The sequence below is a fragment of the Halothiobacillus sp. genome, from assembly GCF_027346185.1.
Classification (GTDB): domain Bacteria; phylum Pseudomonadota; class Gammaproteobacteria; order Halothiobacillales; family Halothiobacillaceae; genus Halothiobacillus.
The window spans coordinates 1-19,939 of the sequence record NZ_DAIESY010000119.1 but is presented as its reverse complement, the minus strand read 5'-3'; the positions used below and the strand labels follow the sequence as shown (position 1 = coordinate 19,939).

The following is a 19,939-nucleotide window of genomic DNA, read 5'->3' as shown; positions in this document are numbered from 1 at the left end:
AGACCATCGTCCACATGAACTGAAGACTCAATTACTCATGTCCATCGCTGTGCTCATCACCACATCAAGTGCCGCGAGGAGGCACTGATTTTCTTCAGGCGTGCCAACCGTGATCCGCAGAAATTCGGCAATCCGGGGCTTGTTGAAGTGGCGAACCATCACACCCTGCTGGCGTAACCCAAGATAAAGCTGCTCACCACCCAGCTTGGGATGACGCGCAAACACGAAATTGGCACCGGATGGCAGCACAGTGAACCCGCGCGATACAAGCGCCTTGGTTAGTGCTTCCCTCGCGTCGATAATGCGCGCACGAGTTTGTGCAAAGTAGGCTTCATCCTCAAAAGCAGCTTTCGCACCAGCCAAGGCCAGACGGTCCAGAGGATAGGAATTGAAACTGTCCTTGACGCGCACCAAGGCCTCAATCAAAGCAGGCTGCCCCAAAGCAAGGCCGACACGCAAGCCAGCCAAAGAACGAGACTTGGATAGCGATTGCGTCACCAGAACATTTGGATAGCGGTCGATCAGGGCGACTGCCGACTCGCCGCCAAAATCGATATAGGCTTCATCAATCACCACGACCACACCCGGTTGCCCGGCAACGATCTGCTCGATTTGTGCCAGAGAAAGCAGGCGCCCGGTCGGTGCATTCGGGTTGGGGAAGATAATACCGCCAATCGACGGCTGTTCAGTCTGGGCGTAATCGGCTACCCGAATAGCCAGATCCTCATCAAGCGGAACCAACCGGTAATCAATACCATACAGCGTGCAGTAGACCGGATAGAAGCTGTAACTGATATCGGGAAAGAGGATGGGTTTTTCGTGCGCGAGCAAGGCTTGAAAAACAAATGCCAGAACCTCGTCGGAACCATTACCGACGAACACTTGATCGGGCGTCAAGCGGTAGTAGTCGGCGATCGTTTCACGCAAGGCTTGCGCAGTCGGATCAGGATAAAGGCGCAAGCTCTCGTTCAAAACAGATTCAATCGCCTTAATGACCTTGGGCGACGGGCCATACGGATTTTCGTTGGTGTTGAGCTTGATCAGGCGCTGACCATCCGGACGGGCACCCTTGGGCTGCTCACCGGGAACATAGGGCGTCAACCCGCCGACCAGACGAGACCAGAACGGTGAACTCATACACGACTCCCCTGCCCCACGCTGCCCGGCCCTGCACTAAACTTAGATTTCGTTTGATTCATCAGCAGTACGCCTCAACGGTGATCCTTGACACGGTAACGAGCCGAGGCGCCGTGGGCGTAAAGCCCTTCGGATTCGGCCAAAACCTCGGCCAACGCACCGAGTGCCGCACTGCCCTGTGACGAACACTGGATAATGCTCGAACGCTTCTGGAAGTCGTACACCCCCAAAGGCGAAGAAAACCGCGCGGTGCCGGAAGTCGGCAGTACGTGATTCGGGCCTGCGCAGTAATCGCCCAAGGCCTCGGCGGTATATTTGCCAACGAAAATCGCACCGGCGTGACGGATCTCGGGCAAACGCTGCTCGGCGCCTTCAAACGACAGCTCAAGGTGCTCCGGTGCAATGCGATTGGCCAACTCGATGGCCGCATCCATGTCCGGCACGTGAATCAACGCCCCCCGATTGGTCAGTGCCGTCCGGATGATGGCGGCGCGAGGCTGATCTGCCAGCAACTTTTCAATGGAGGCAGTTACCTTGTCGAGAAATTGAGCATCGGGAGAAATCAGGATGGATTGCGCCTGCTCGTCGTGTTCGGCCTGCGAGAACAAATCCATCGCGATCCAGTCGGGATTGGTCTTGCCGTCACAGAGAATCAGAATTTCTGAGGGTCCGGCGATCATGTCGATGCCCACCTTGCCAAACACCGCACGCTTCGCTGCTGCGACATAAATATTGCCAGGGCCGACAATCTTGTCGACCGGTGGTACGGTCGCCGTGCCATAGGCCAGGGCGGCAATCGCCTGAGCCCCGCCGATGCGGAAAATACGGTCGACACCGGCGACGCGTGCAGCTGCGAGCACGGTGTCGTTGACGATCCCGTCCGGGGTCGGTACCACCATGATCAGTTCGCGGACACCGGCCACCTTGGCAGGAATCGCGTTCATCAAGACCGATGATGGATATGCCGCCTTGCCGCCCGGCACATACAGGCCCGCCCGATCCAGTGGGCTGACTTGCTGCCCCAAGACCGTACCGTCTGCTTCGGTGAACTGCCATGAAGCCATCTTTTGATGTTCGGCATAGGCACGGATACGCGCCGCCGCCTGAGTCAGAGCAGCCAGCAGTTCGGGCGATGTGCGTGCAACAGAAGCATCGATTTCTTCACGGGTGAATGCCAAGGCGTCTGCAGTGGGCAGGTCGAGCCGATCGAACTTCGCGGTATAACGCAACAATGCAACATCGCCTTCATCACGAACTGCCTGGATGATCTCGTCAACCGTGGCCTGTACGGAGGCATCGGCAACACTCGACCAGTCGAGCAATTTCTGTAGGTTGGTAGAAAAATCAGGGGCTAACGCGTTTAATCGCTTCATCATGCCGAAGTGTCCTCCGCAGCCAGGTATTCATCGAGTTGGTGCACCAGATCGGCAATTTCGTGATGCTTCAATTTCTGGGCCGCACGATTGACAATCAGCCGGGAGGAAATGTCGGCAATGTGCAACAAGGGCTCAAGGCCATTTGCACGCAAGGTATTTCCGGTATCGACCACATCGACGATGCAATCGGCAAGATCAACCAACGGCGCCAGCTCCATTGAGCCGTATAATTTGATCAACTCGATCTGCCGCCCTTGTTCGGCGAAGTAGCATTCCGCCGAATGCGTGTACTTGGTCGCCACGCGCAGCCGACCGGGCTGGTCGGTGGAGCCGGGCTTGCCCGCCACCATCAACTTGCAACGGGCAATATTCAGATCAAGCAGTTCAAACAAGCCCTCGCCACCGTGCTCCATGAGCACATCCTTACCGGCCACGCCCAGATCCGCCGCACCATATTGAACGTAGGTAGGCACATCGGATGCACGCAAAATCAACAGCTTGATATGCGGTTGGTTGGTATCCAGAATCAGCTTGCGTGTCGTTTCCGGATCATCCTTCGGCATGATGCCAACGTGTGCCAGCAGGGGCAGGGTATCCTTGAAAATACGGCCCTTGGAAAGCGCGATGATAATGTTTTGCTGACTCATACAACTTTAGTCACTTGTTTTTCAATGCATTATTGGTTGATGCGCTTAATATTCGCACCCAGTTTGGAAAGTTTTTCTTCGATCGATTCATAACCGCGATCAATATGATAAATCCGGTTAATTATAGTCTCGCCCTCGGCAACCAATCCGGCCAGAATCAGACTGGCGGAGGCACGCAAATCGGTTGCCATCATCTGCGCGCCCGTCAGAATCGGCAGGCCACGAACCACGGCCGTATTGCCTTCAACGTGAATATCCGCACCGATGCGCAGCAACTCCTGCACGTGCATGAAGCGGTTCTCAAAAATGGTTTCGATGACGGTTGCCGTCCCCTCAGCAATGCAATTCAAAGCCAGAAACTGCGCCTGCATGTCGGTGGGGAAACCGGGGTGCGGTGCGGTGCGTACATTAACGGCTTTGGGACGACGGCCTTTCATGTCGAGCTCGATCCAGTCATCTCCCGTGGTGATGTCTGCACCCGCCTCGGCCAGCTTACTCAAAACGGCATCAAGCAAACGGGGATCTGTATCGCGTATCCGAACCTTACCGCCCGTCATGGCTGCGGCGACCAGATACGTACCGGTTTCGATCCGATCGGGGAGCACACGATAATGCACGCCCTGCAATGAGTTGACGCCTCGGATCGTGATTATGTCTGTACCAACCCCGGAGATATCCGCCCCCATCTGTATGAGGAAGTTTGCCAGATCGATCACCTCGGGTTCGCGTGCGGCATTTTCCAGCACGGTTTCGCCCTCGGCGAATACTGCGGCCATCATCAGGTTTTCGGTGCCCGTGACCGTCACCTGATCCATAACAATCCGCGTACCGACAAGACGATCAGCCCTGGCATCGATATAGCCATTCTCGACCTTGATTTGGGCGCCCAGCGCCATCAAGCCGTGAAGGTGAATATCAACCGGCCGCGAACCGATGGCGCAACCACCGGGCAAGGACACCTTGGCTTGACCGAAGCGGGCCAGCATGGGGCCAAGCACCAGAATTGAGGCACGCATGGTGCATACCAGATCGTAAGGGGCAACCAGTTTTTCGATGGTGGAAGTGTCGATTTCGACACTCATCTTATCGGAGATGGTGAGCGTCACGCCCATACCGCCGAGCAGCTCCATCATCGTCGTGACGTCTTGCAGGTGCGGTACGTTCTCTATGGTGCAGGGTGTTTCACACAGCAGGCCGGCGGCCATGATGGGCAAAACGGCATTTTTGGCGCCAGAAATACGGACATCCCCGTGCAAAGGAACACCGCCCCGAATGATTAACTTGTTCATTTAAATTGTTTTATACCAAAATCTGGCCCGAGGACGATGGTGTACCCAGGCAGGCACAGGCGTGCTACGAAACCCCTTCGACGACCATCCAGTCATCCAGATCGTATACTCGCATCATGGCACGCATGGCCTTGGGCGGGTGAGTGTAGCGCACTGTGACCGATTGCGCTGTAGCCTCGGCTTGCCATCCCAGCAAAAACGCGAGCCCTGCGGTATCAATAAGCCCCACGGAACCCAGGGCAATTTCAAGCCGTGTGCCGGGTGTTTGGCCGTCAGGCATGGGCAAACTGAAATCACTCAGCGATTCAATGGAGGCACGAAGCAGGTCACCCTGTACACGGACCCGCCCGGCCTCACGCACGAAGCGCAAGGCTTCTGCCTGAACCGAGGACGAATCTAACGAACTCGAATCAGCCATTATTCTGCTTTTTGAGAGTGGAAATCAGACTGTCCAGACCCTTTTGTTGAACCGCCTGAGCAAAGCTCGAACGGTAATTATTGACCAAGCTGATGCCATCGATCACCACATCGTAGGCTTTCCAGTGGCCATCGACGGCAGCCAGACGATAATCAACTGGTACCGAACCCATATCGCCACCGGAAAGCACGGACAGGACTTCAATTTCATCTTTGTCCGATCCCGGTTTGGTCCCTGTTACCTTGATCGTCTGATTTCCCAGTTTGGACAGGGGGCCGGCATAGGTACGAACCAGCAGACGCTTGAATTGCTCGGTAAACGCCGCCTTCTGACTGGCGGAAGCTGTGCGCCAGTAGCGCCCCAGAACCAGTCGACTCATGCGCTCAGAATCCACTTCAGGCAGCAAGGTTTTGTCCACGATATCAAGCAATACGCTCGGGTCCTTCTCCACATCTGCCTGTTTTTCCGCAATTTCATGGATGACCTGATCAGCAGTGCGCTGAACCAGATCCATGGCCGCTTCATTGGTCAAGCTGTCTGCCAAAGCAGCCACCGGAACCAAACCACAAAGCCCCAGCCCACCGAGCAGGATCGCACTCAAATAAAGGCGACGACGCCAGTTCACTATATTCATTGGGGATAATCTCCTGTGGCCACCCGAAGTTGGGCCACTTGCATATTGAAATCATTGACGGCTTTGAGGTAATCGACCTGTGTGGATGTATTCCCTGCTACGGCCATACCCAGTATGCCCCCATCAACCAAACCAGCCTGAAAATCAAGGAAGCTGCTGATCATCCAACGCTTGGATGCGACACGTGCCTTTTCCAGCGCTTGAATCTGAGTTTGTAACGACTCGACATTTCGGTAGGCTTCTGTCACCTGATAGGGAATCCCGACCTGAGCCAGTTGAGCCTTGGCGACGGCACCGCGCAACTCGGCCTCGGCACCACTCACGTTAGCCGACAACTCGCCGGGATTGAAATCCCATTTGATGCCGATGACCGGGGTGGCAAACGCCGAGTTGAGCGGGTCATAGATATAGGGGTTATCCAGCCGATCACGCCCCGGCGTGTACTGAGCCTGTGCCATGACACCAGCATAAAGGTTCGGATAGCGCTCTGCCTTGCGCGCCTGAACGTAGGATCGCAAGGCGGCCAGACCGGATTCGGCCATATGCATCTCGGGGCGATTAGCCAGCGCTTCGTTGGAAAACTGCTTTAAGCTGCCCTCGGGCATTGTGACCGGCGTGATGTGGTCATCGGCCACGGTCAGCGGATCATCGATCGGCACGCCGATGATGGTCTTAAGTCCGGCCAACGCAATCTGCTCGACGCCGGTCGCCTCAGCGATGTATTTATCCATCAAGCCCAGGCCGTTTTCCAGTGCGTAAAGATCTCGTATCGAACCATTGCCTGAATCCACTTTCTTCTTGAGCGGTGCCTCGGCATCAGCCAGCTGATGGCGCACACCGACCAGGAACTGCCGGGTGTCGCGGGCGGTCAGGTAACCATAATAGGCGCGTCGAACTGTAAGCCAGGTCTGTCCCTTGGCCAGTGCGACCTCATCTGATTTGAGCTGTTTGTTGTATTTGGCCGCCGTCATGTAATTCGAGAGCTTACCGAAGGTGTACAACGGCTTGATGATCGAAGCGGTAATACCTGAGGTCACCGTGATGCCATCGTTAATGGTATTGCCATCGTCGCGCAGCGTGCATCCACCCGCCGGGCAGCTGTTGGTGCCATTTGTGAACAAACCATCGGTGGCCTTGGGCGCCAGAGCTGCGTACAAATTGACGCTGGCACGAATACCGCCCTCGCCTTCCACTTTTTGAATCAATGCCTGAGCCGCAGCCACGTTCGCGCGCTGCTCTTCAATCCGTGGATCGGCATTTAGAGCCATTTGGGTGGCCTGCTCGAGGTTGACGGTCTGCGCCTGTGCCATGCCGCTGAATGCGGCCAATGCGAGAAATATCAGCTGCGATTTGCTCATTGTGATGCTGCCTTATTAAATAAGAACTTGGAGATGATTTTTTCCAGAACTACGGCGGATTGAGTCATGGTGATTTTGTCGCCGTTTCTCAGTACTTTTGTATCACCACCAGGTGAAATTTCGATGTACTGGGCACCCAAAAGTCCTGCAGTGTAGATGCTGGCGAACGAATCCTTCGGCAGATTATCGTATTGCGAACTGATTACCATGGTCACCACGGCCTCGAAGGTATTTGGATCGATCTGGATGTGGGAAACCCGCCCGATCGTGACGCCGGCCATCTTGATCGGTGAACGATCCGTCAGACCGCCGATGTTGTCGAACTCAGCTGTGAGCGTATAACCCGAAACCGAGCTGGTGCCAAAATCGCTCCATTTAAGTGTCAGCACGAGCAAAGCCGCAATCCCGGCCAGCACGAAGGCACCAACCACCATTTCAATTCCACGTTGTGCATTCATCATTCAGGCCCCAAACATCCAGGCGGTCAAAATAAAATCCAGTCCCAGCACACTGAGCGAGCTCAGCACCACGGTTCGTGTGGTCGCGCGGGAAATCCCCAGCGACGTCGGTTCTGCATTAAAACCTTCAAAAACGGCAATCAAACCAATGACGGCACCAAAAACCAGGCTCTTGATCACGCCATTGAGCACGTCGTCTACGGGTTGCATCTGCTGCTGGATTTGCCCCCAGTACGAGGCAGGGTCAACACCCAGCACTACCACCCCGATGAAGTAGCCGCCGGCAATCCCAACGAGGGAGAACAACCCGGCCAGCAAGGGCATGGAGAACACCGCTCCCCAAAACCGTGGTGCCACGACCCGACGCAGTGGGTCCACGGCCATCATTTCCATGGCAGAAAGCTGCTCAGTGGTTTTCATCAAGGCGATCTCCGCGGTGACGGCCGAACCCGCCCGACCGGCGAACAGCAAAGCCGTCACAACCGGCCCGAGTTCCCGAACCAGCGATAAGGCTACCATCACACCCAGCGACTCGGTTGCATTGAATTTAGAGAGAATATTGTAGCCCTGCAAACCCAGCACCAGACCGACAAACCCACCGGAAATCAGAATAATGACCAAGGACAAGACGCCAATCGCGTACAACTCCTGAACGATCAGCCGGGGACGTGTCCAGGCCGGCAACAATCGCCACAGCAAATGCCCCGTAAACAGAACCATTTGTCCGGAATGCGCCGCGGCCGCCATAGCAGCCTGCCCGAGCAGCACCAAGCCATCGAGAAAAGCGTTACGGTGCCCGTTCATCGAATCTCCCTGCGCCGACTTGCTGCCGCCGCCTTATCCGGGCGAGGCAGCAAGCCCAGTGCCTCGGCGAAGTTTCTGGCCAAGCGTTGGCCGAGTTCAGAGTGATCATCGTCCGGTGCACCTTCGAGAAACTGGCGCAAGAACGTATTGCCTGACATCTGCGCGCGCAACGCGTCGGGCGACCCGGATGCCACAATCTGGGCCTGATTGAGCACCACAACGTAGTCGGCAATGGAAAGTGCTTCGGTTACGTCATGGGAGACCAGCACGCTGGTCAATCCCAAAGCCTGGTTCAGCGAGGCGATCAGTCGCAGAAGCACACCCACATTGATCGGGTCCTGCCCCGTAAACGGCTCGTCGTACAGCATCAGTTCGGGGTCGAGCGCCAGAGCACGCGCCAGCGCCACCCGACGAGCCATCCCGCCGGACAAAGCCGCCGGCATTTGCCCTGCGGCCTCAAGCAACCCGACCGCCTGCAGTTTCAAGGTCACCATGCGCTGGATCATCTGCTCGGGAAGGCGACTGTGCTCCCGCAGAGGGAAGGCGACATTCTCCACGGCGGTAAGATCGGTAAACAATGCGCCATTCTGAAACAACATCCCCAAACGCCGACGCATGGCCAGTAGAGACTTGGACGAAGCACGCCCCACGTCCAGCCCATCAACCCGAACCGTGCCCGAATCAGGTTTGATCTGGCCGCCAATCAGTCGCAGCAGGGTGGTTTTCCCGGTTCCAGACGGCCCCATGATCGCGGTGATCTTTCCGCGTGGAATCGCGATATTCACGCCATCGAAAATACGATTTTTACCACGCGAAAAATGCACGTTTTCAAAGGTGATGTAGGAATCGCTCGTCATCACAACCCCATCAGCTCGATCAAGGTGCGCAAACGGTCAAGGGTCGGCACCGAGGGCGATTCACCGTCGACAAACAGCGCACACGGCCCGGCGGGTGCCTGCTGTACGAATTGCTCGAGCCAAGCCCTGATCTGCGCTGGCTGATCGCTACCCGGCATCAGTGCCACGCGTGCGCCGTCTATTCCCTCTGTCTGAGGAGTCCATACCGGTGTGCTCGGCGTCTTAATAATGAGTTGCTGCTGAGGATGAGCCGCCTGCCAGAGATTTGCTTGAGCCGGATCTTCTGCCACCCAGACGGTCAATACCGGCCTCGGCGCATCGACAATGGCCGCAAGCATCTCGGCGAGATCTTCATCACGATCCTCGACCCAGATTACCTGCGTCATCATGGCGAGATAACTATTACGCCAGTCTTCCGGCATCCCATCCGGGTAAAATTCTTGAATTAGGGAAGCCGCGCGCCGATGACGAAAACCCAGGTGCAATTCCGGGGTGGCAGGCGTTCGGGTATCGACTTGGGTCGACGGCGGGTGGGTCATGGATAAATCTCGCGTAGCAAACGGAAGCCGAGATTCAGGTCAATCTCGTTTTCGTGACGCAGGGTACGAGACGCACTGCGGCATGCCCCCGGGCTATCAAACCAGGAACCACCGCGCACCACATGGAAATGGCGGTGTCTGCTATCGGGACTCTTGAATGGCATATCACCGACCCGGGGGGTGGAGCGATAGCTATCGCGCCAGTGATCGAGCGTGAATTCCTGCATATTGCCGTGCATCTCGAACAGGCCCCAGGCATTGGGCGGCAGGGTGCCGACTTGAACCGGACGCCCGATACCACAGATAAACAGCCCGCGTGTGCAATGCAGCCCACCCGAACAGTTCACCTCTTCCCGACGAATTTTGTCACCGAAGCTGAACATAGTCGTTGTGCCCGCCCGAGCTGCATATTCCCACTCCGCTTCGGTGGGCAGGCGATAGTGTTGCCGCGTTTGTTCTGAAAGCCAGGCAGCGTAGGCCACGGCATCCTTTATGGAGACATTGAATACGGGAAAGTCCAGGTCATTCCAGGAATAAGGCCGCGGGCGGCGATGATCGGTCGCCAACAGAAACTGGTTGTATTCGCGCCGCCGTATCGTGCCCCTTGTCAATGCAAAGGGGCGAGGAAAACTGACTTCATGCTGTGGCTGTTCACATTTTTGCACCTGATATTCAGATGCCTTCGCGCCCATGATGAATTCGCCTGCCGGAATCATAGCGAGCTCCGGTGCAGGCGAGCCATCGGCCAAGGTGTCGTGGAAGAAAACATCCTGGTTGAGCGCCTGGGCAGCCTGAACCTGCTGGGCATGAGCACCGGCATGTGAGGTTACTATCTCAGAACTCAACATCGCAGAATTCACCGCAAAACACCCCCATTAAATTCAGACATGACAAGGAATAGCAAGAAAGTTGGGCCAAAAAAAGGGCGCGAACTATGAATGAGTTGAATCATGAACGCTATTCTTGTTTTCACCCGGGTCTTGATCCGCCGTTTGCCACGCCACCAACTTCACGAAACACCGACCACCGTAAGGTTAGCAGGCAAACTAATAATCCGATTACCAAAATCACGGACGGCAATACTTCACATAATATAGATCAGCAAGCAGAGAAAGGACCGGGGCAGCGCATCACAGTCCCTGATATACTCCCAGACCATTTGAAGGCGACATCATAACGAATATCTATGAATCCTAATAATCTTCTTGCGATGGCAAAACAGGTCATCGACATTGAAGCGCAAGCCTGCCAAGCCTTGAGCACTCGACTCGATCACCAATTCATCACCGCCTGCGAGTTGATGCTCAAATGCGATGGACGAGTGATCGTCATCGGCATGGGCAAGTCTGGGCACATCGGCGGAAAAATCGCGGCCACACTCGCCAGCACGGGCACACCGGCCTTCTTCGTTCACCCCGGTGAAGCCAGCCACGGCGATTTGGGCATGATCACGCGGCGCGATGTAGTGATCGCCTTGTCCAATTCGGGCGAAACGGCAGAAATGCTGGCCATCCTGCCCGTAATCAAACGCCTGGGTACGCCGTTGGTGGCGCTGACCGGTCGGCCACAATCCACGCTCGCCAAGGCGGCAGAAGCACACCTGGATGTATCTGTCGAACGCGAAGCCTGCCCGCTCAATCTTGCACCAACAGCCAGCACCACGGCGGCACTGGTCATGGGGGATGCCTTGGCTGTCGCCCTGCTCGACGCGCGCGCCTTCCAGCCGGAAGATTTTGCGCTCTCGCATCCCGGCGGTACGCTAGGTCGCAGGCTCCTGCTTCGTGTTCAGGATGTCATGCATACCGGAGACCATATCCCGAAGGTCATCTACAACCAGACCATCAAACAGGCGCTGATCGTGATTTCATCCGGTGGCCTTGGCATGACAACCATCGTGGACGAACAGCAAAAACTGCTGGGTCTGTTTACCGATGGTGATCTACGCCGGATTCTCGATCAGGAAGAATACGATCTGAACCAACCGATCGAACGCGTGATGATTCGCAACCCGCGCACCTGCACGGCAGACAAACTGGCGGCCGAAGCCCTTGCCATCATGGAGCGGGACAAGATCAACGGCCTGATTGTGGTCGATGATCAGTCCCGCGTGATCGGCGCGCTCAACATGCACGATCTGCTGCGCGCAGGCGTTGCCTGAATGTCAAACCAACAGCCTCAACCCAACAGCAAGATACTCGGCACAACACGATGAAAAAAAAAGATTTACTGAGCCGGCTGCGTGATGTCCGTGCGCTGATTCTGGATGTTGATGGCGTGCTGACCGATGGTCGCCTGCACATAACCGAACACGGCGAGGAGCACAAGGTATTTCACTCCCGTGACGGTCATGGAATCAAAATGGCGCAGAAAATCGGCATCGAGGTCGCGATCATCTCCGGGCGCGCTTCGCCAGCCCTGAGGCACCGGGCAGATAATCTGGGCATTACCCATTGCCTGATCGGCGTTCGCGACAAGGGCGAAGCGCTCGAAACACTGGCCGCGACACTGGGCATCCGCCCCGCAGAGTGTGCCGTGATGGGCGATGACGTGATCGACCTGCCTATGCTCAACCGCGCCGGCGTCAGTGTGACCGTGGCCGACGCCCCTCTACTGATCCAGGCCAGGGTGGATTGGGTTACTGGTCTTGGTGGTGGGCAAGGTGCCGTGCGTGAATTCATCGACCTGTTGATCGATGCGCGGGATGCCTGGCCCACCGTGTTGGCCGACTACGAGTAACGCTACCGTCATGTCGTTCCAGAAAGTCGGACAATTCTTTGTCGCCGTAGCGCTGTTCGCTCTGCTTGGGCTATTGATTTGGAAAAACTACCTTGCACCAAAGCAGGAAGCAGCCGCAACACCGGCCGTATTCGACCAACAGTTCACCGACTTCACCGCGCGTCAGTTCAACCAGAAAGGTGGACTTGAATGGATGGTCAGCGGCAGCCAACTCAATCATCTGACCGAAGACAAGGGCTATCGCTTCAATCAGGTCGAGTGCCTGCTCGAAAGCAAAGAAAAAAACGCACCGCCGTGGCGGTTATCTGCACCGACGGGATCGGCTGACGAGCGTTTGATAACAGTGGAACTGACCGGCGGCGTGGAAGGACATCGTGCCCCCAGTGGGAATCAGGGCGCGTTGGTTTTCGGCACACGCACCATGACGATCCAGCCAAAGGAACAAAAAGCCGCCAGCAATGACCCGACCCACCTTGCCGAGATGAGTACCGATGGCCAGCCGCGCTGGACCAGCGACTCATCTGCATTCAACCTGAACTATGACAGCCAGGTTTTCCAACAATCCAAGGTTCACGACCACTATAATCGTCCCGTTTCTGCAAAAGTTACGCCAGACTCAAGCCAAGGAGCACACCCCTGATGCACCGATCTAACGCCGATAACACTTGTTCGACCGGATGGACTTCCGCCTTGCTCTTTTTCGGCATCATGGCCGGACTCATGACACCGGCAGCCTTTGCTGCCAAAGCCGACCGCAACCAGCCGATCGACGTAACCGCGAATGAGAAGGTCACCGACTACAAGCAAGGCACCAGCATCTACACCGGCACTGTGGTCATCAATCAGGGTAGCCTGCATGCCACCGGCGACAAGGCGACCTTGTACGTAGAAAAAGGCGAACTCGTCCGTGCCGTACTTGAGGGCAAACCGGCGACATTTCAGGAACTGGATGACAAGGGCCAACTGGTCAAGGGCAGCGCGAACGATGCCAACTACCTTGCCCAACAACAGAAAATCATCCTGACCGGCAATGCCAAACTCGACCGTCAGGGCGACACACTCAGTTCACAACAGATCGCTTATGACATGAACGCCGAAGTCGTCAAAGCGGGCGGCAAGGCCGGCGGAGATCGTGTCCATGTGGTGATTCAGCCACGCAATAAAAATGCAGATCAACCCAAAGACGGCACACCTGCGGCTACATCACCATCCGCCAAAACACCCGCCAAACCATGAGCGCGCGCTCCACCACGCCTATTCTGGTTGCCGAATCGCTTGTCAAACACTATGGCGCTCGTGCCGTGGTTCAGGGCGTGTCACTTGAAGTCAATGCGGGTGAAATCGTCGGGCTGCTGGGGCCGAACGGCGCAGGCAAAACCACCAGTTTCTACATGATCGTCGGGCTGGTAGCAGCCGATCAGGGACAAATCCGGCTGAACGGTCAGGACATCACCCTGTTGCCGGTCAACCAACGCGCGCAAATGGGACTCGGCTATCTACCGCAGGAAGCATCTGTTTTCCGCAAACTCACCGTAGAGCAGAACATCCTCGGCGTACTGGAGCTACGGCGTGACCTGACCCGGGCACAGCAACAAGAGGAACTGGAAGGGCTGCTACAGGAACTGCATATTCGTGCCATCCGGCGCAGTACCGGCCAATCACTTTCGGGGGGTGAGCGTCGCCGGGTTGAAATTGCACGCGCCCTGGCCGCCAACCCGCGTGTGATCTTGCTCGATGAGCCGTTCGCCGGTGTTGACCCGATCTCGGTCATCGATATCCAACGCATCATTCACCATCTGAAAGCCCGCGGTATTGCCGTTCTGATCACCGATCACAATGTGCGGGAAACACTGGGCGTGTGTGAACGGGCATATATCGTTTCCGACGGTAAAATCCTCGCCGAAGGCAGTCCGCAGGACATTCTGGATAATCCGCAGGTGCGCGCCGTGTACCTGGGCGAACACTTCACACTATGATCGGTTCGACTACCCCCAAGAGACGACACTCAGACACTGGTGGCGCTGGGACGATTTCAGTTAAACTGCATGACATGTTCATGACTATTTCTTACTGTTCGCATTCCATTCTGCCCGCCCGATCATTTGATAAGGGGCGATGGTTGAGTGCGCCTCGGCTGATTGGTGACCACCGATGAAGCCGGGACTGGAGCTTCGACTCGGGCAAAGCCTAGCAATGACACCCCAGTTGCAGCAATCCATCCGCTTGCTGCAACTCTCGACGCTCGAACTGTCACTGGAAATCCAGCAAGCCGTCGACACCAATCCCCTGCTGGAAATCGCCGAAACTGATGACTTCAATGAAAGTGGCGAGGCTTACAACGAGACAGGTGAAGCCGGAACCAGTCCTGAAACGGGTTTTCAGGAAGATCCCAATGCGGTCGCAGGCGAGGCGCTACTGGCACCAAACAATGAACTGACACCGGACGACCCCTTCGCATTGGATACCCAGTGGGAAGACTATTATGAGGCCGACGGTAGCACCTCGTTCAGTGCGTCCGAACAGAACTTCGACGATTACGACCCCTACGCCACCACGTCAAATGGTGTTGAATCCTTGCGTGATCACCTCCTGAGCCAGATTCACCTGACTCACCTGACACCCCGCGATACCGCAATAGCCACCGCCATCATCGAAGCGATCGACCCAACCGGTTACCTGGCCGATTCGCTTGAGGAGATCCAGTCGATGCTCTGCGAGGACTGGCCAGACATCGACGCTGAAGAGATGCTCAGCATCCTTCATTTGGTCCAGTCGCTTGATCCGGTCGGCGTGGGTGCTCGTGATTTGAACGAATCGCTCTGCCTGCAACTACGCCAGAAACCCGCCGACACGCCTTATCTGGATATTGCGCTCCACATTTGCGAACGGGACCTGATCGAAGCCATCGCCCAACGCGAGTACACCAAGGTACAACGAGCACTCGGTGTCGACCAGGCAGCACTTGAAGGGGGTTTGGTCCTTTTGCAGGGGCTCAATCCGCGGCCCGGTGCGGATGTGGGTGCAGAAGGGGCCGATTACCTCATTCCCGATGTCATGGTGAGTCTGCGCAACAATGTCTGGCACGTGGATCTCAATCCGGAAATTGCCCCCAAGCTGCGCGTCAACCAGACCTATGCCCGTATGATCAACCGCAGCTCGCGCGGGGAAGATGCCAGCTATATTCGCAGCCATCTGCAGGAGGCGCGCTGGTTCATCAAGAGCCTGCGCAGCCGCAACGAAACGCTGCTCAATGTCGCCCGGGCGATCGTTGCACGGCAGACTGCTTTTTTCGAGCAAGGGGATACCGGCATGAGGCCGCTGGTTCTGCGCGAAATTGCGGAGGAGCTTTCTCTGCATGAATCCACGGTCAGCCGGGTAACCACCCAGAAATACATGCTGACCCCACGTGGTACCTTCGAATTCAAGTATTTCTTTTCGAGCCACGTCGGCACCAGCGATGGCGGAGAATGCTCAGCCACGGCCATTCGCGCCATGATCAAAAAACTGGTGAGCGAAGAAAATCCACGCAAGCCCTTGTCGGATGCAAAAATTGCCGACATGCTCATCGAACAAGGCATCGATGTCGCCAGGCGAACGATAGCCAAGTACCGCGAGGCAATGGGTATTGCCTCGTCCACCGACCGTAAGCGCCTGATCTGAAGGCGAAAGGAGCAAATGATGCAAATTGAAATCACCGGCCATCACGTTGATATCACTGACGCGCTGCGAGATTACATCGAAAGTAAATTCAGCAAGCTCAAGCGGCATTTCGACAAAGTGATCAACGTCCATGTCATTCTTACCGTCGAAAAGAAAGTGCAAAAAGTGGAAGCTACACTGCATATGAGCGGGAATGATGTGCATGCGGAAGCCGAATCCGAAGACATGTACGCATCGGTTGACACGTTGATCGACAAGCTCGATCGCCAGATCATGAAACACAAGGAAAAAATGACCGATCACCGTTAACCCAACGGTCATTGTCTGCCAGTGGGCATCGCTGCATACATAGGCATTCCATGGGTAGACTCCTTTGATGGGCGGCAATCTATTTACTTCGCGTAGATATGATCGTCGTCCCTTATTTTTTGAGCGCGCCGCATGATGAAGCCAAACTGGCGAGAATTTCGGGCCGACCTCGATCAATAAGCCCGTTAATGGCGGCCCCGAGTATTCGGTTTTAATGTAGAAGGACGGGAAATTTAAACATGTCAGCGCATCGTTTAGGGCGTATCCTCTGCCGCCTGCTCCATCCCGAACCAACTTCTCGGCTCGGAAGCTCGCTTCTCGAGCAAAGTTTCGCTTACAGGTGATTCATGAACATCGCTGATTTATTTCCATTACAGCGGATTTTGATTGACGAGGTCTATCAAAGCCGTAAACGGGTACTGGAAGTACTTGCCGGACTGTTGGCCGACGACCAACTCGGCGGACAGGAATCCACGCGAATTTACGAAATCCTGATCGAACGCGAACGCCTCGGCTGCACGGCCATCGGCAAGGGTATCGCGATCCCACATGGCAGAGACACAGCCACCCTGCGCCCGCGCGGTGCCGTCATCCGTCTGACCGAAGGCATTGATTTCGGCGCGGTGGATAATCAACCCGTACGCTTGATCATCGGATTGATTGTGCCGGCCGAGTGTCCTGAAAACCATCTCGCCATTCTCGGTCTTCTCGCTGAGCACCTATCCAACGAAGAGGACCGCGAAGCCATGATGCAGACGAAAAGCCCTGAACGGATCCGAGGTCTTCTGATTGAATGGCTGAGTCCGCTCGCCACGCCCGACGAGTAATCGGACCTCACGACCGCGCGCTGGCTGGATACCATGACAATGCCCCACCCTCAAATTCTCCCACTTGAATTCGAAGCCACTGGAGCACACAACCATCCGGCGTACCAGCACCTGTTCAATCCCGATCTGCGGTTTGATCGCTTCAACCCTTTGGAGCCACAACCCATCGGCCTTTTGGATAAACATCTGCGCACCGCCATCATGGCACGAAAAGAACCTTTGCCGGATCTCCCCCTCACCTTCATCTTGACCGACTGTACGGCTGAAGAAGCGACAAAATGGGTTCGACAACACCCATCGTCCAACTCGACCTTTCTGTACACCACACAGGATGACGCTGCCGTAACGTCCTGGCTCTTTGCCGAGCGACGCCAGCAGAACCGACAATGGCAGCATGGTGTATTCATGGAAGTGGCGGGTTCCGGCGTACTGATTACCGGTGACTCGGGAATCGGAAAAAGCGAATTGGCGCTTGAGCTCTTATCGCGCGGACACCGGCTGATCGCGGACGACGCGCCCTACTTCATCCGCGGCCATCAGGGCATTGAAGGTCATTGTCCGGACAACATTAAGGACCTGCTGGAAGTCCGCGGCCTCGGCATCATCAATGTCCGATCATTGTTTGGTGACAACGCGCTAAAACCGCACAAAAATCTGCGTCTGCTGATCGAACTCTACGCAGCCGATCATAAAAAAATCCATGCCGACGACCGTCTGCGCGGTGAGCGGGGACAAATCATGATCTGCCAGGAAATAATTCCTCTTTTTCGATTACCGATCGCACCCGGTAGAAACATCGCCGTATTTGTCGAAACGGTCGTCCGGCAGCATAATCTGGAACGAACCGGCAACGATTCAGTCAGGCCGGGCCGAATCCCCGTAATGTAGCCCTCGGAGCACTATGAACGACACGATCAAATCGATCCACGAGACCCCGGCTTGAATACCCTGATAACGCATAAACAACGAGAGCCGAATCAATCGGCCATGGTGTTGATCGTGACCGGCCAATCGGGTTCGGGTAAATCGGTCGCCCTGGCGTCGCTCGAGGACGCCGGTTTTTACTGTATCGATAACCTGCCACCCGAATTGCTGGACAATCTACTTCAGATTTACCAGCACGGGGATATTCAGGCGCGCGGTATTGCCATTAGTATTGATGCGCGCTCGCCAGAAGCCGCGTTGCGCCAACTGCCGCAACGAATCGAGAAACTGAAAACGGATTACCCGCAACTGGCGATTCAAAGCCTGTTTCTTGAGGCCAGCGAAGCCCGCATCGTGACCCGTTTCAGTGAAACCCGGCGCCGCCATCCGCTCTCCAACCGCATTGAAAACCTGGTCGAGGCCATCAGCCAGGAGACGGAGCTGCTGCTCCCCATGCGCGCTCAGGCCGATCTGGTCATCGACACAAGCTACACAACAATCCACCAGATCAGGGAAGATATTTCCCGACGGGTGATCGGGCGTGACCCGTCCGGCCCGACTATTTTGCTTCAGTCGTTCGGGTTCAAGCATGGCATTCCGCTGGACAGCGACTTTCTTTTTGATATCAGGTATCTGCCCAATCCTCACTGGGTTCCCGAACTGCGCCCTTTTAACGGCAATGATCGCGTGGTGATCGATTACCTGGAACAACACCCGATCACCCACAAGACCCGCGGGTATCTCCGGGATTTCCTGGGCAATACACTTAACGAACTGGTGCGCACCGATCGCAGCTACGTCACCTGTTCAATCGGTTGCACGGGCGGCAAGCATCGTTCGGTCTATCTGGTCGAACATTTGTTCGAAGACTTGCACCCGCGCTTCGATCACCTCATCATCCGCCATCGTGATCTAGGTGAACGCTGAGTGTCAGCGTTTACTGTTTGGGGTAGGATGCCCCAACACGAACAACGATGTAGATCGTTGTTCGTGCAGATTTTTGCGGACATGCGCTGCAACAAGCTGAGCTGGAAAATCTATGGATGGATTTTTCAGCATCCAATTGAATCGGAGCGAAAATGACCGTTGGAATTTTATTGATCTGTCACAACCATATCGGCGCGCAACTGCTGGAAACGGCTACGGACATGATGGAAGTGGCGCCCATCCCGGCAGGCAACCTGACCGTTCTGCAGGACGATGACCCCATCGAATTACTGAGCCGCGCGCGCAAAAGAGTGGCGGATCTCGATCAAGGCGACGGCGTGCTGGTGCTGACTGACATGTATGGTTCCACGCCATCCAACATTGCCCATCGCCTCAAGGAAAAAAATCGCGTGCATGTCATCTCCGGTGTCAACCTGCCGATGGTCGTACGGGCGATGAATTATCCCCAACTGACACTCGCAGAAATGACCGAGCGCGTGGCCTCCGGTGGCCGCGAAGGCATTATCGAAGGCGACGCGGCCTGATGCGTACGGAGTCGATAGAAATCATCAATAAACTTGGCCTGCATGCCCGCGCTGCGGCCAAATTCTCCACCCTCGCCTCACAGTTCGAATGCAAGATCGAGGTGAAACATCTGGGTAGAACCGTCAATGGCAAGTCCATTATGGGTCTGATGATGCTGGCCGCTGCCCGTGGCATGACAATCGAAATCAGCACCGATGGTGAAGACGAACAGGCTGCCATGGAGGCACTGAATCAGCTGATCGCCCAGCGCTTCGGCGAACCGGAATAAAGCTACTCTTCAATCACCCTTTCTGGTCGCAAAGCCCGCAGTAAAGATAGTGGCACCGGATTCGGCTCACCGCAACACGAAGCCGCCAATACTTCCGCCAGCAGAGGGCACCAAGTCAAGCCCCTTGAGCCGTGACCGGTATTGACCATCAGTCCGGATTGACCGGGTATCTCGCCGACAATCGGCAAGCGATCCCGGCTTGTTGCACGAAGTGAAACGCGCCCC

Annotated in this window: 25 protein-coding genes; 12 read left to right on the top strand and 13 right to left on the bottom strand. The window is 55.9% G+C overall.

All coding sequences use genetic code 11. From position 1 onward, the window contains the following. Positions 1-27: 27 nt before the first annotated feature. From hisC to M7R55_RS08560, 12 genes are all read right to left on the bottom strand, one after another. Positions 28-1,137 carry a histidinol-phosphate transaminase gene (gene hisC / locus M7R55_RS08615; RefSeq protein ID WP_298220003.1) on the bottom strand — a complete coding sequence of 370 codons (1,110 nt, stop codon included), beginning with the start codon at positions 1,135-1,137 and terminating at the stop codon, positions 28-30. A gap of 74 nt (positions 1,138-1,211) precedes the next feature. After that, entirely contained in the window at positions 1,212-2,513 is a 1,302-nt protein-coding gene (gene hisD / locus M7R55_RS08610) for a histidinol dehydrogenase (protein WP_298220002.1), read from the bottom strand. Then, complete coding sequence (gene hisG, locus M7R55_RS08605; protein WP_298220001.1) at positions 2,510-3,160, bottom strand: ATP phosphoribosyltransferase; 651 nt, start codon at positions 3,158-3,160, stop codon at positions 2,510-2,512. The genes hisD and hisG overlap by 4 nt, the downstream gene beginning before the upstream one ends. Before the next feature lie 29 nt (positions 3,161-3,189). After that, the gene (gene murA / locus M7R55_RS08600) at positions 3,190-4,449 is read right to left on the bottom strand and encodes a UDP-N-acetylglucosamine 1-carboxyvinyltransferase (protein ID WP_298220000.1); all 1,260 of its coding nucleotides are present in this window, start codon (positions 4,447-4,449) and stop codon (positions 3,190-3,192) included. Positions 4,450-4,513: 64 nt separating this feature from the next. Next, on the bottom strand, positions 4,514-4,867 hold the full coding sequence (locus M7R55_RS08595; RefSeq protein ID WP_298219999.1) for an STAS domain-containing protein: 354 nt from the start codon (positions 4,865-4,867) through the stop codon (positions 4,514-4,516). Next, on the bottom strand, positions 4,860-5,501 hold the full coding sequence (locus M7R55_RS08590; RefSeq protein ID WP_298219998.1) for a phospholipid-binding protein MlaC: 642 nt from the start codon (positions 5,499-5,501) through the stop codon (positions 4,860-4,862). The genes M7R55_RS08595 and M7R55_RS08590 overlap by 8 nt, the downstream gene beginning before the upstream one ends. Then, positions 5,498-6,859: a TolC family protein gene (locus M7R55_RS08585; RefSeq protein WP_298219997.1), complete on the bottom strand. Its 1,362-nt coding sequence runs from the start codon at positions 6,857-6,859 to the stop codon at positions 5,498-5,500. Before M7R55_RS08585 ends, M7R55_RS08590 begins: the two co-directional genes overlap by 4 nt. Further along, positions 6,856-7,317, bottom strand: a complete 462-nt coding sequence (gene mlaD, locus M7R55_RS08580) for an outer membrane lipid asymmetry maintenance protein MlaD (protein WP_298220015.1) — start codon at positions 7,315-7,317, stop codon at positions 6,856-6,858. Before mlaD ends, M7R55_RS08585 begins: the two co-directional genes overlap by 4 nt. Positions 7,318-7,320: 3 nt before the next feature. Further along, positions 7,321-8,121, bottom strand: coding sequence for a lipid asymmetry maintenance ABC transporter permease subunit MlaE (gene mlaE / locus M7R55_RS08575; RefSeq protein ID WP_298219996.1), 801 nt, complete (start codon positions 8,119-8,121; stop codon positions 7,321-7,323). Beyond that, positions 8,118-8,978, bottom strand: coding sequence for an ABC transporter ATP-binding protein (locus M7R55_RS08570; RefSeq protein WP_298219995.1), 861 nt, complete (start codon positions 8,976-8,978; stop codon positions 8,118-8,120). Before M7R55_RS08570 ends, mlaE begins: the two co-directional genes overlap by 4 nt. Beyond that, complete coding sequence (locus M7R55_RS08565) at positions 8,978-9,517, bottom strand: hypothetical protein (protein WP_298219994.1); 540 nt, start codon at positions 9,515-9,517, stop codon at positions 8,978-8,980. Before M7R55_RS08565 ends, M7R55_RS08570 begins: the two co-directional genes overlap by 1 nt. Continuing rightward, complete coding sequence (locus M7R55_RS08560; protein ID WP_298219993.1) at positions 9,514-10,365, bottom strand: formylglycine-generating enzyme family protein; 852 nt, start codon at positions 10,363-10,365, stop codon at positions 9,514-9,516. The genes M7R55_RS08565 and M7R55_RS08560 overlap by 4 nt, the downstream gene beginning before the upstream one ends. 338 nt (positions 10,366-10,703) lie before the next feature. Between M7R55_RS08560 and M7R55_RS08555 the strand changes: the two genes are divergently transcribed. The 12 genes from M7R55_RS08555 to M7R55_RS08500 all read left to right on the top strand — a co-directional run bounded on the left by M7R55_RS08555 (position 10,704) and on the right by M7R55_RS08500 (position 19,714). Continuing rightward, positions 10,704-11,675, top strand: coding sequence for a KpsF/GutQ family sugar-phosphate isomerase (locus tag M7R55_RS08555; RefSeq protein WP_298219992.1), 972 nt, complete (start codon positions 10,704-10,706; stop codon positions 11,673-11,675). A gap of 50 nt (positions 11,676-11,725) precedes the next feature. Then, on the top strand, positions 11,726-12,253 hold the full coding sequence (locus tag M7R55_RS08550) for an HAD-IIIA family hydrolase (protein WP_298219991.1): 528 nt from the start codon (positions 11,726-11,728) through the stop codon (positions 12,251-12,253). Between the two features lie 10 nt (positions 12,254-12,263). Further along, on the top strand, positions 12,264-12,893 hold the full coding sequence (lptC, locus tag M7R55_RS08545) for an LPS export ABC transporter periplasmic protein LptC (RefSeq protein ID WP_298219990.1): 630 nt from the start codon (positions 12,264-12,266) through the stop codon (positions 12,891-12,893). Then, positions 12,893-13,489 carry a lipopolysaccharide transport periplasmic protein LptA gene (gene lptA, locus M7R55_RS08540; protein WP_298219989.1) on the top strand — a complete coding sequence of 199 codons (597 nt, stop codon included), beginning with the start codon at positions 12,893-12,895 and terminating at the stop codon, positions 13,487-13,489. Before lptC ends, lptA begins: the two co-directional genes overlap by 1 nt. Continuing rightward, positions 13,486-14,229 carry an LPS export ABC transporter ATP-binding protein gene (lptB, locus tag M7R55_RS08535; RefSeq protein ID WP_298219988.1) on the top strand — a complete coding sequence of 248 codons (744 nt, stop codon included), beginning with the start codon at positions 13,486-13,488 and terminating at the stop codon, positions 14,227-14,229. The genes lptA and lptB overlap by 4 nt, the downstream gene beginning before the upstream one ends. A 175-nt stretch (positions 14,230-14,404) precedes the next feature. After that, a complete protein-coding gene (locus M7R55_RS08530) occupies positions 14,405-15,913 on the top strand; it encodes an RNA polymerase factor sigma-54 (RefSeq protein ID WP_298219987.1) in 1,509 nt (502 codons plus the stop codon). Positions 15,914-15,931: 18 nt separating this feature from the next. Further along, entirely contained in the window at positions 15,932-16,222 is a 291-nt protein-coding gene (gene raiA, locus M7R55_RS08525; protein WP_298220014.1) for a ribosome-associated translation inhibitor RaiA, read from the top strand. Positions 16,223-16,569: 347 nt separating this feature from the next. Further along, a complete protein-coding gene (locus tag M7R55_RS08520; RefSeq protein ID WP_298219986.1) occupies positions 16,570-17,049 on the top strand; it encodes a PTS sugar transporter subunit IIA in 480 nt (159 codons plus the stop codon). A gap of 39 nt (positions 17,050-17,088) precedes the next feature. Beyond that, positions 17,089-17,937, top strand: coding sequence for a hypothetical protein (locus tag M7R55_RS08515; RefSeq protein WP_298219985.1), 849 nt, complete (start codon positions 17,089-17,091; stop codon positions 17,935-17,937). A gap of 51 nt (positions 17,938-17,988) precedes the next feature. Continuing rightward, positions 17,989-18,900: an RNase adapter RapZ gene (gene rapZ, locus M7R55_RS08510; protein WP_298219984.1), complete on the top strand. Its 912-nt coding sequence runs from the start codon at positions 17,989-17,991 to the stop codon at positions 18,898-18,900. A 152-nt stretch (positions 18,901-19,052) separates the two neighbouring features. Beyond that, positions 19,053-19,445 (top strand): PTS fructose transporter subunit IIA, encoded by a 393-nt coding sequence (locus tag M7R55_RS08505; protein ID WP_298219983.1) that lies wholly within the window; start codon positions 19,053-19,055, stop codon positions 19,443-19,445. Next, the gene (locus tag M7R55_RS08500) at positions 19,445-19,714 is read left to right on the top strand and encodes an HPr family phosphocarrier protein (protein ID WP_298219982.1); all 270 of its coding nucleotides are present in this window, start codon (positions 19,445-19,447) and stop codon (positions 19,712-19,714) included. Before M7R55_RS08505 ends, M7R55_RS08500 begins: the two co-directional genes overlap by 1 nt. A 2-nt stretch (positions 19,715-19,716) precedes the next feature. Here the strand turns inward: M7R55_RS08500 and M7R55_RS08495 are convergent. Then, a partial coding sequence (locus M7R55_RS08495) for an FAD-dependent oxidoreductase (RefSeq protein ID WP_298219981.1) occupies positions 19,717-19,939 on the bottom strand: 223 nt, incomplete at its 5' end.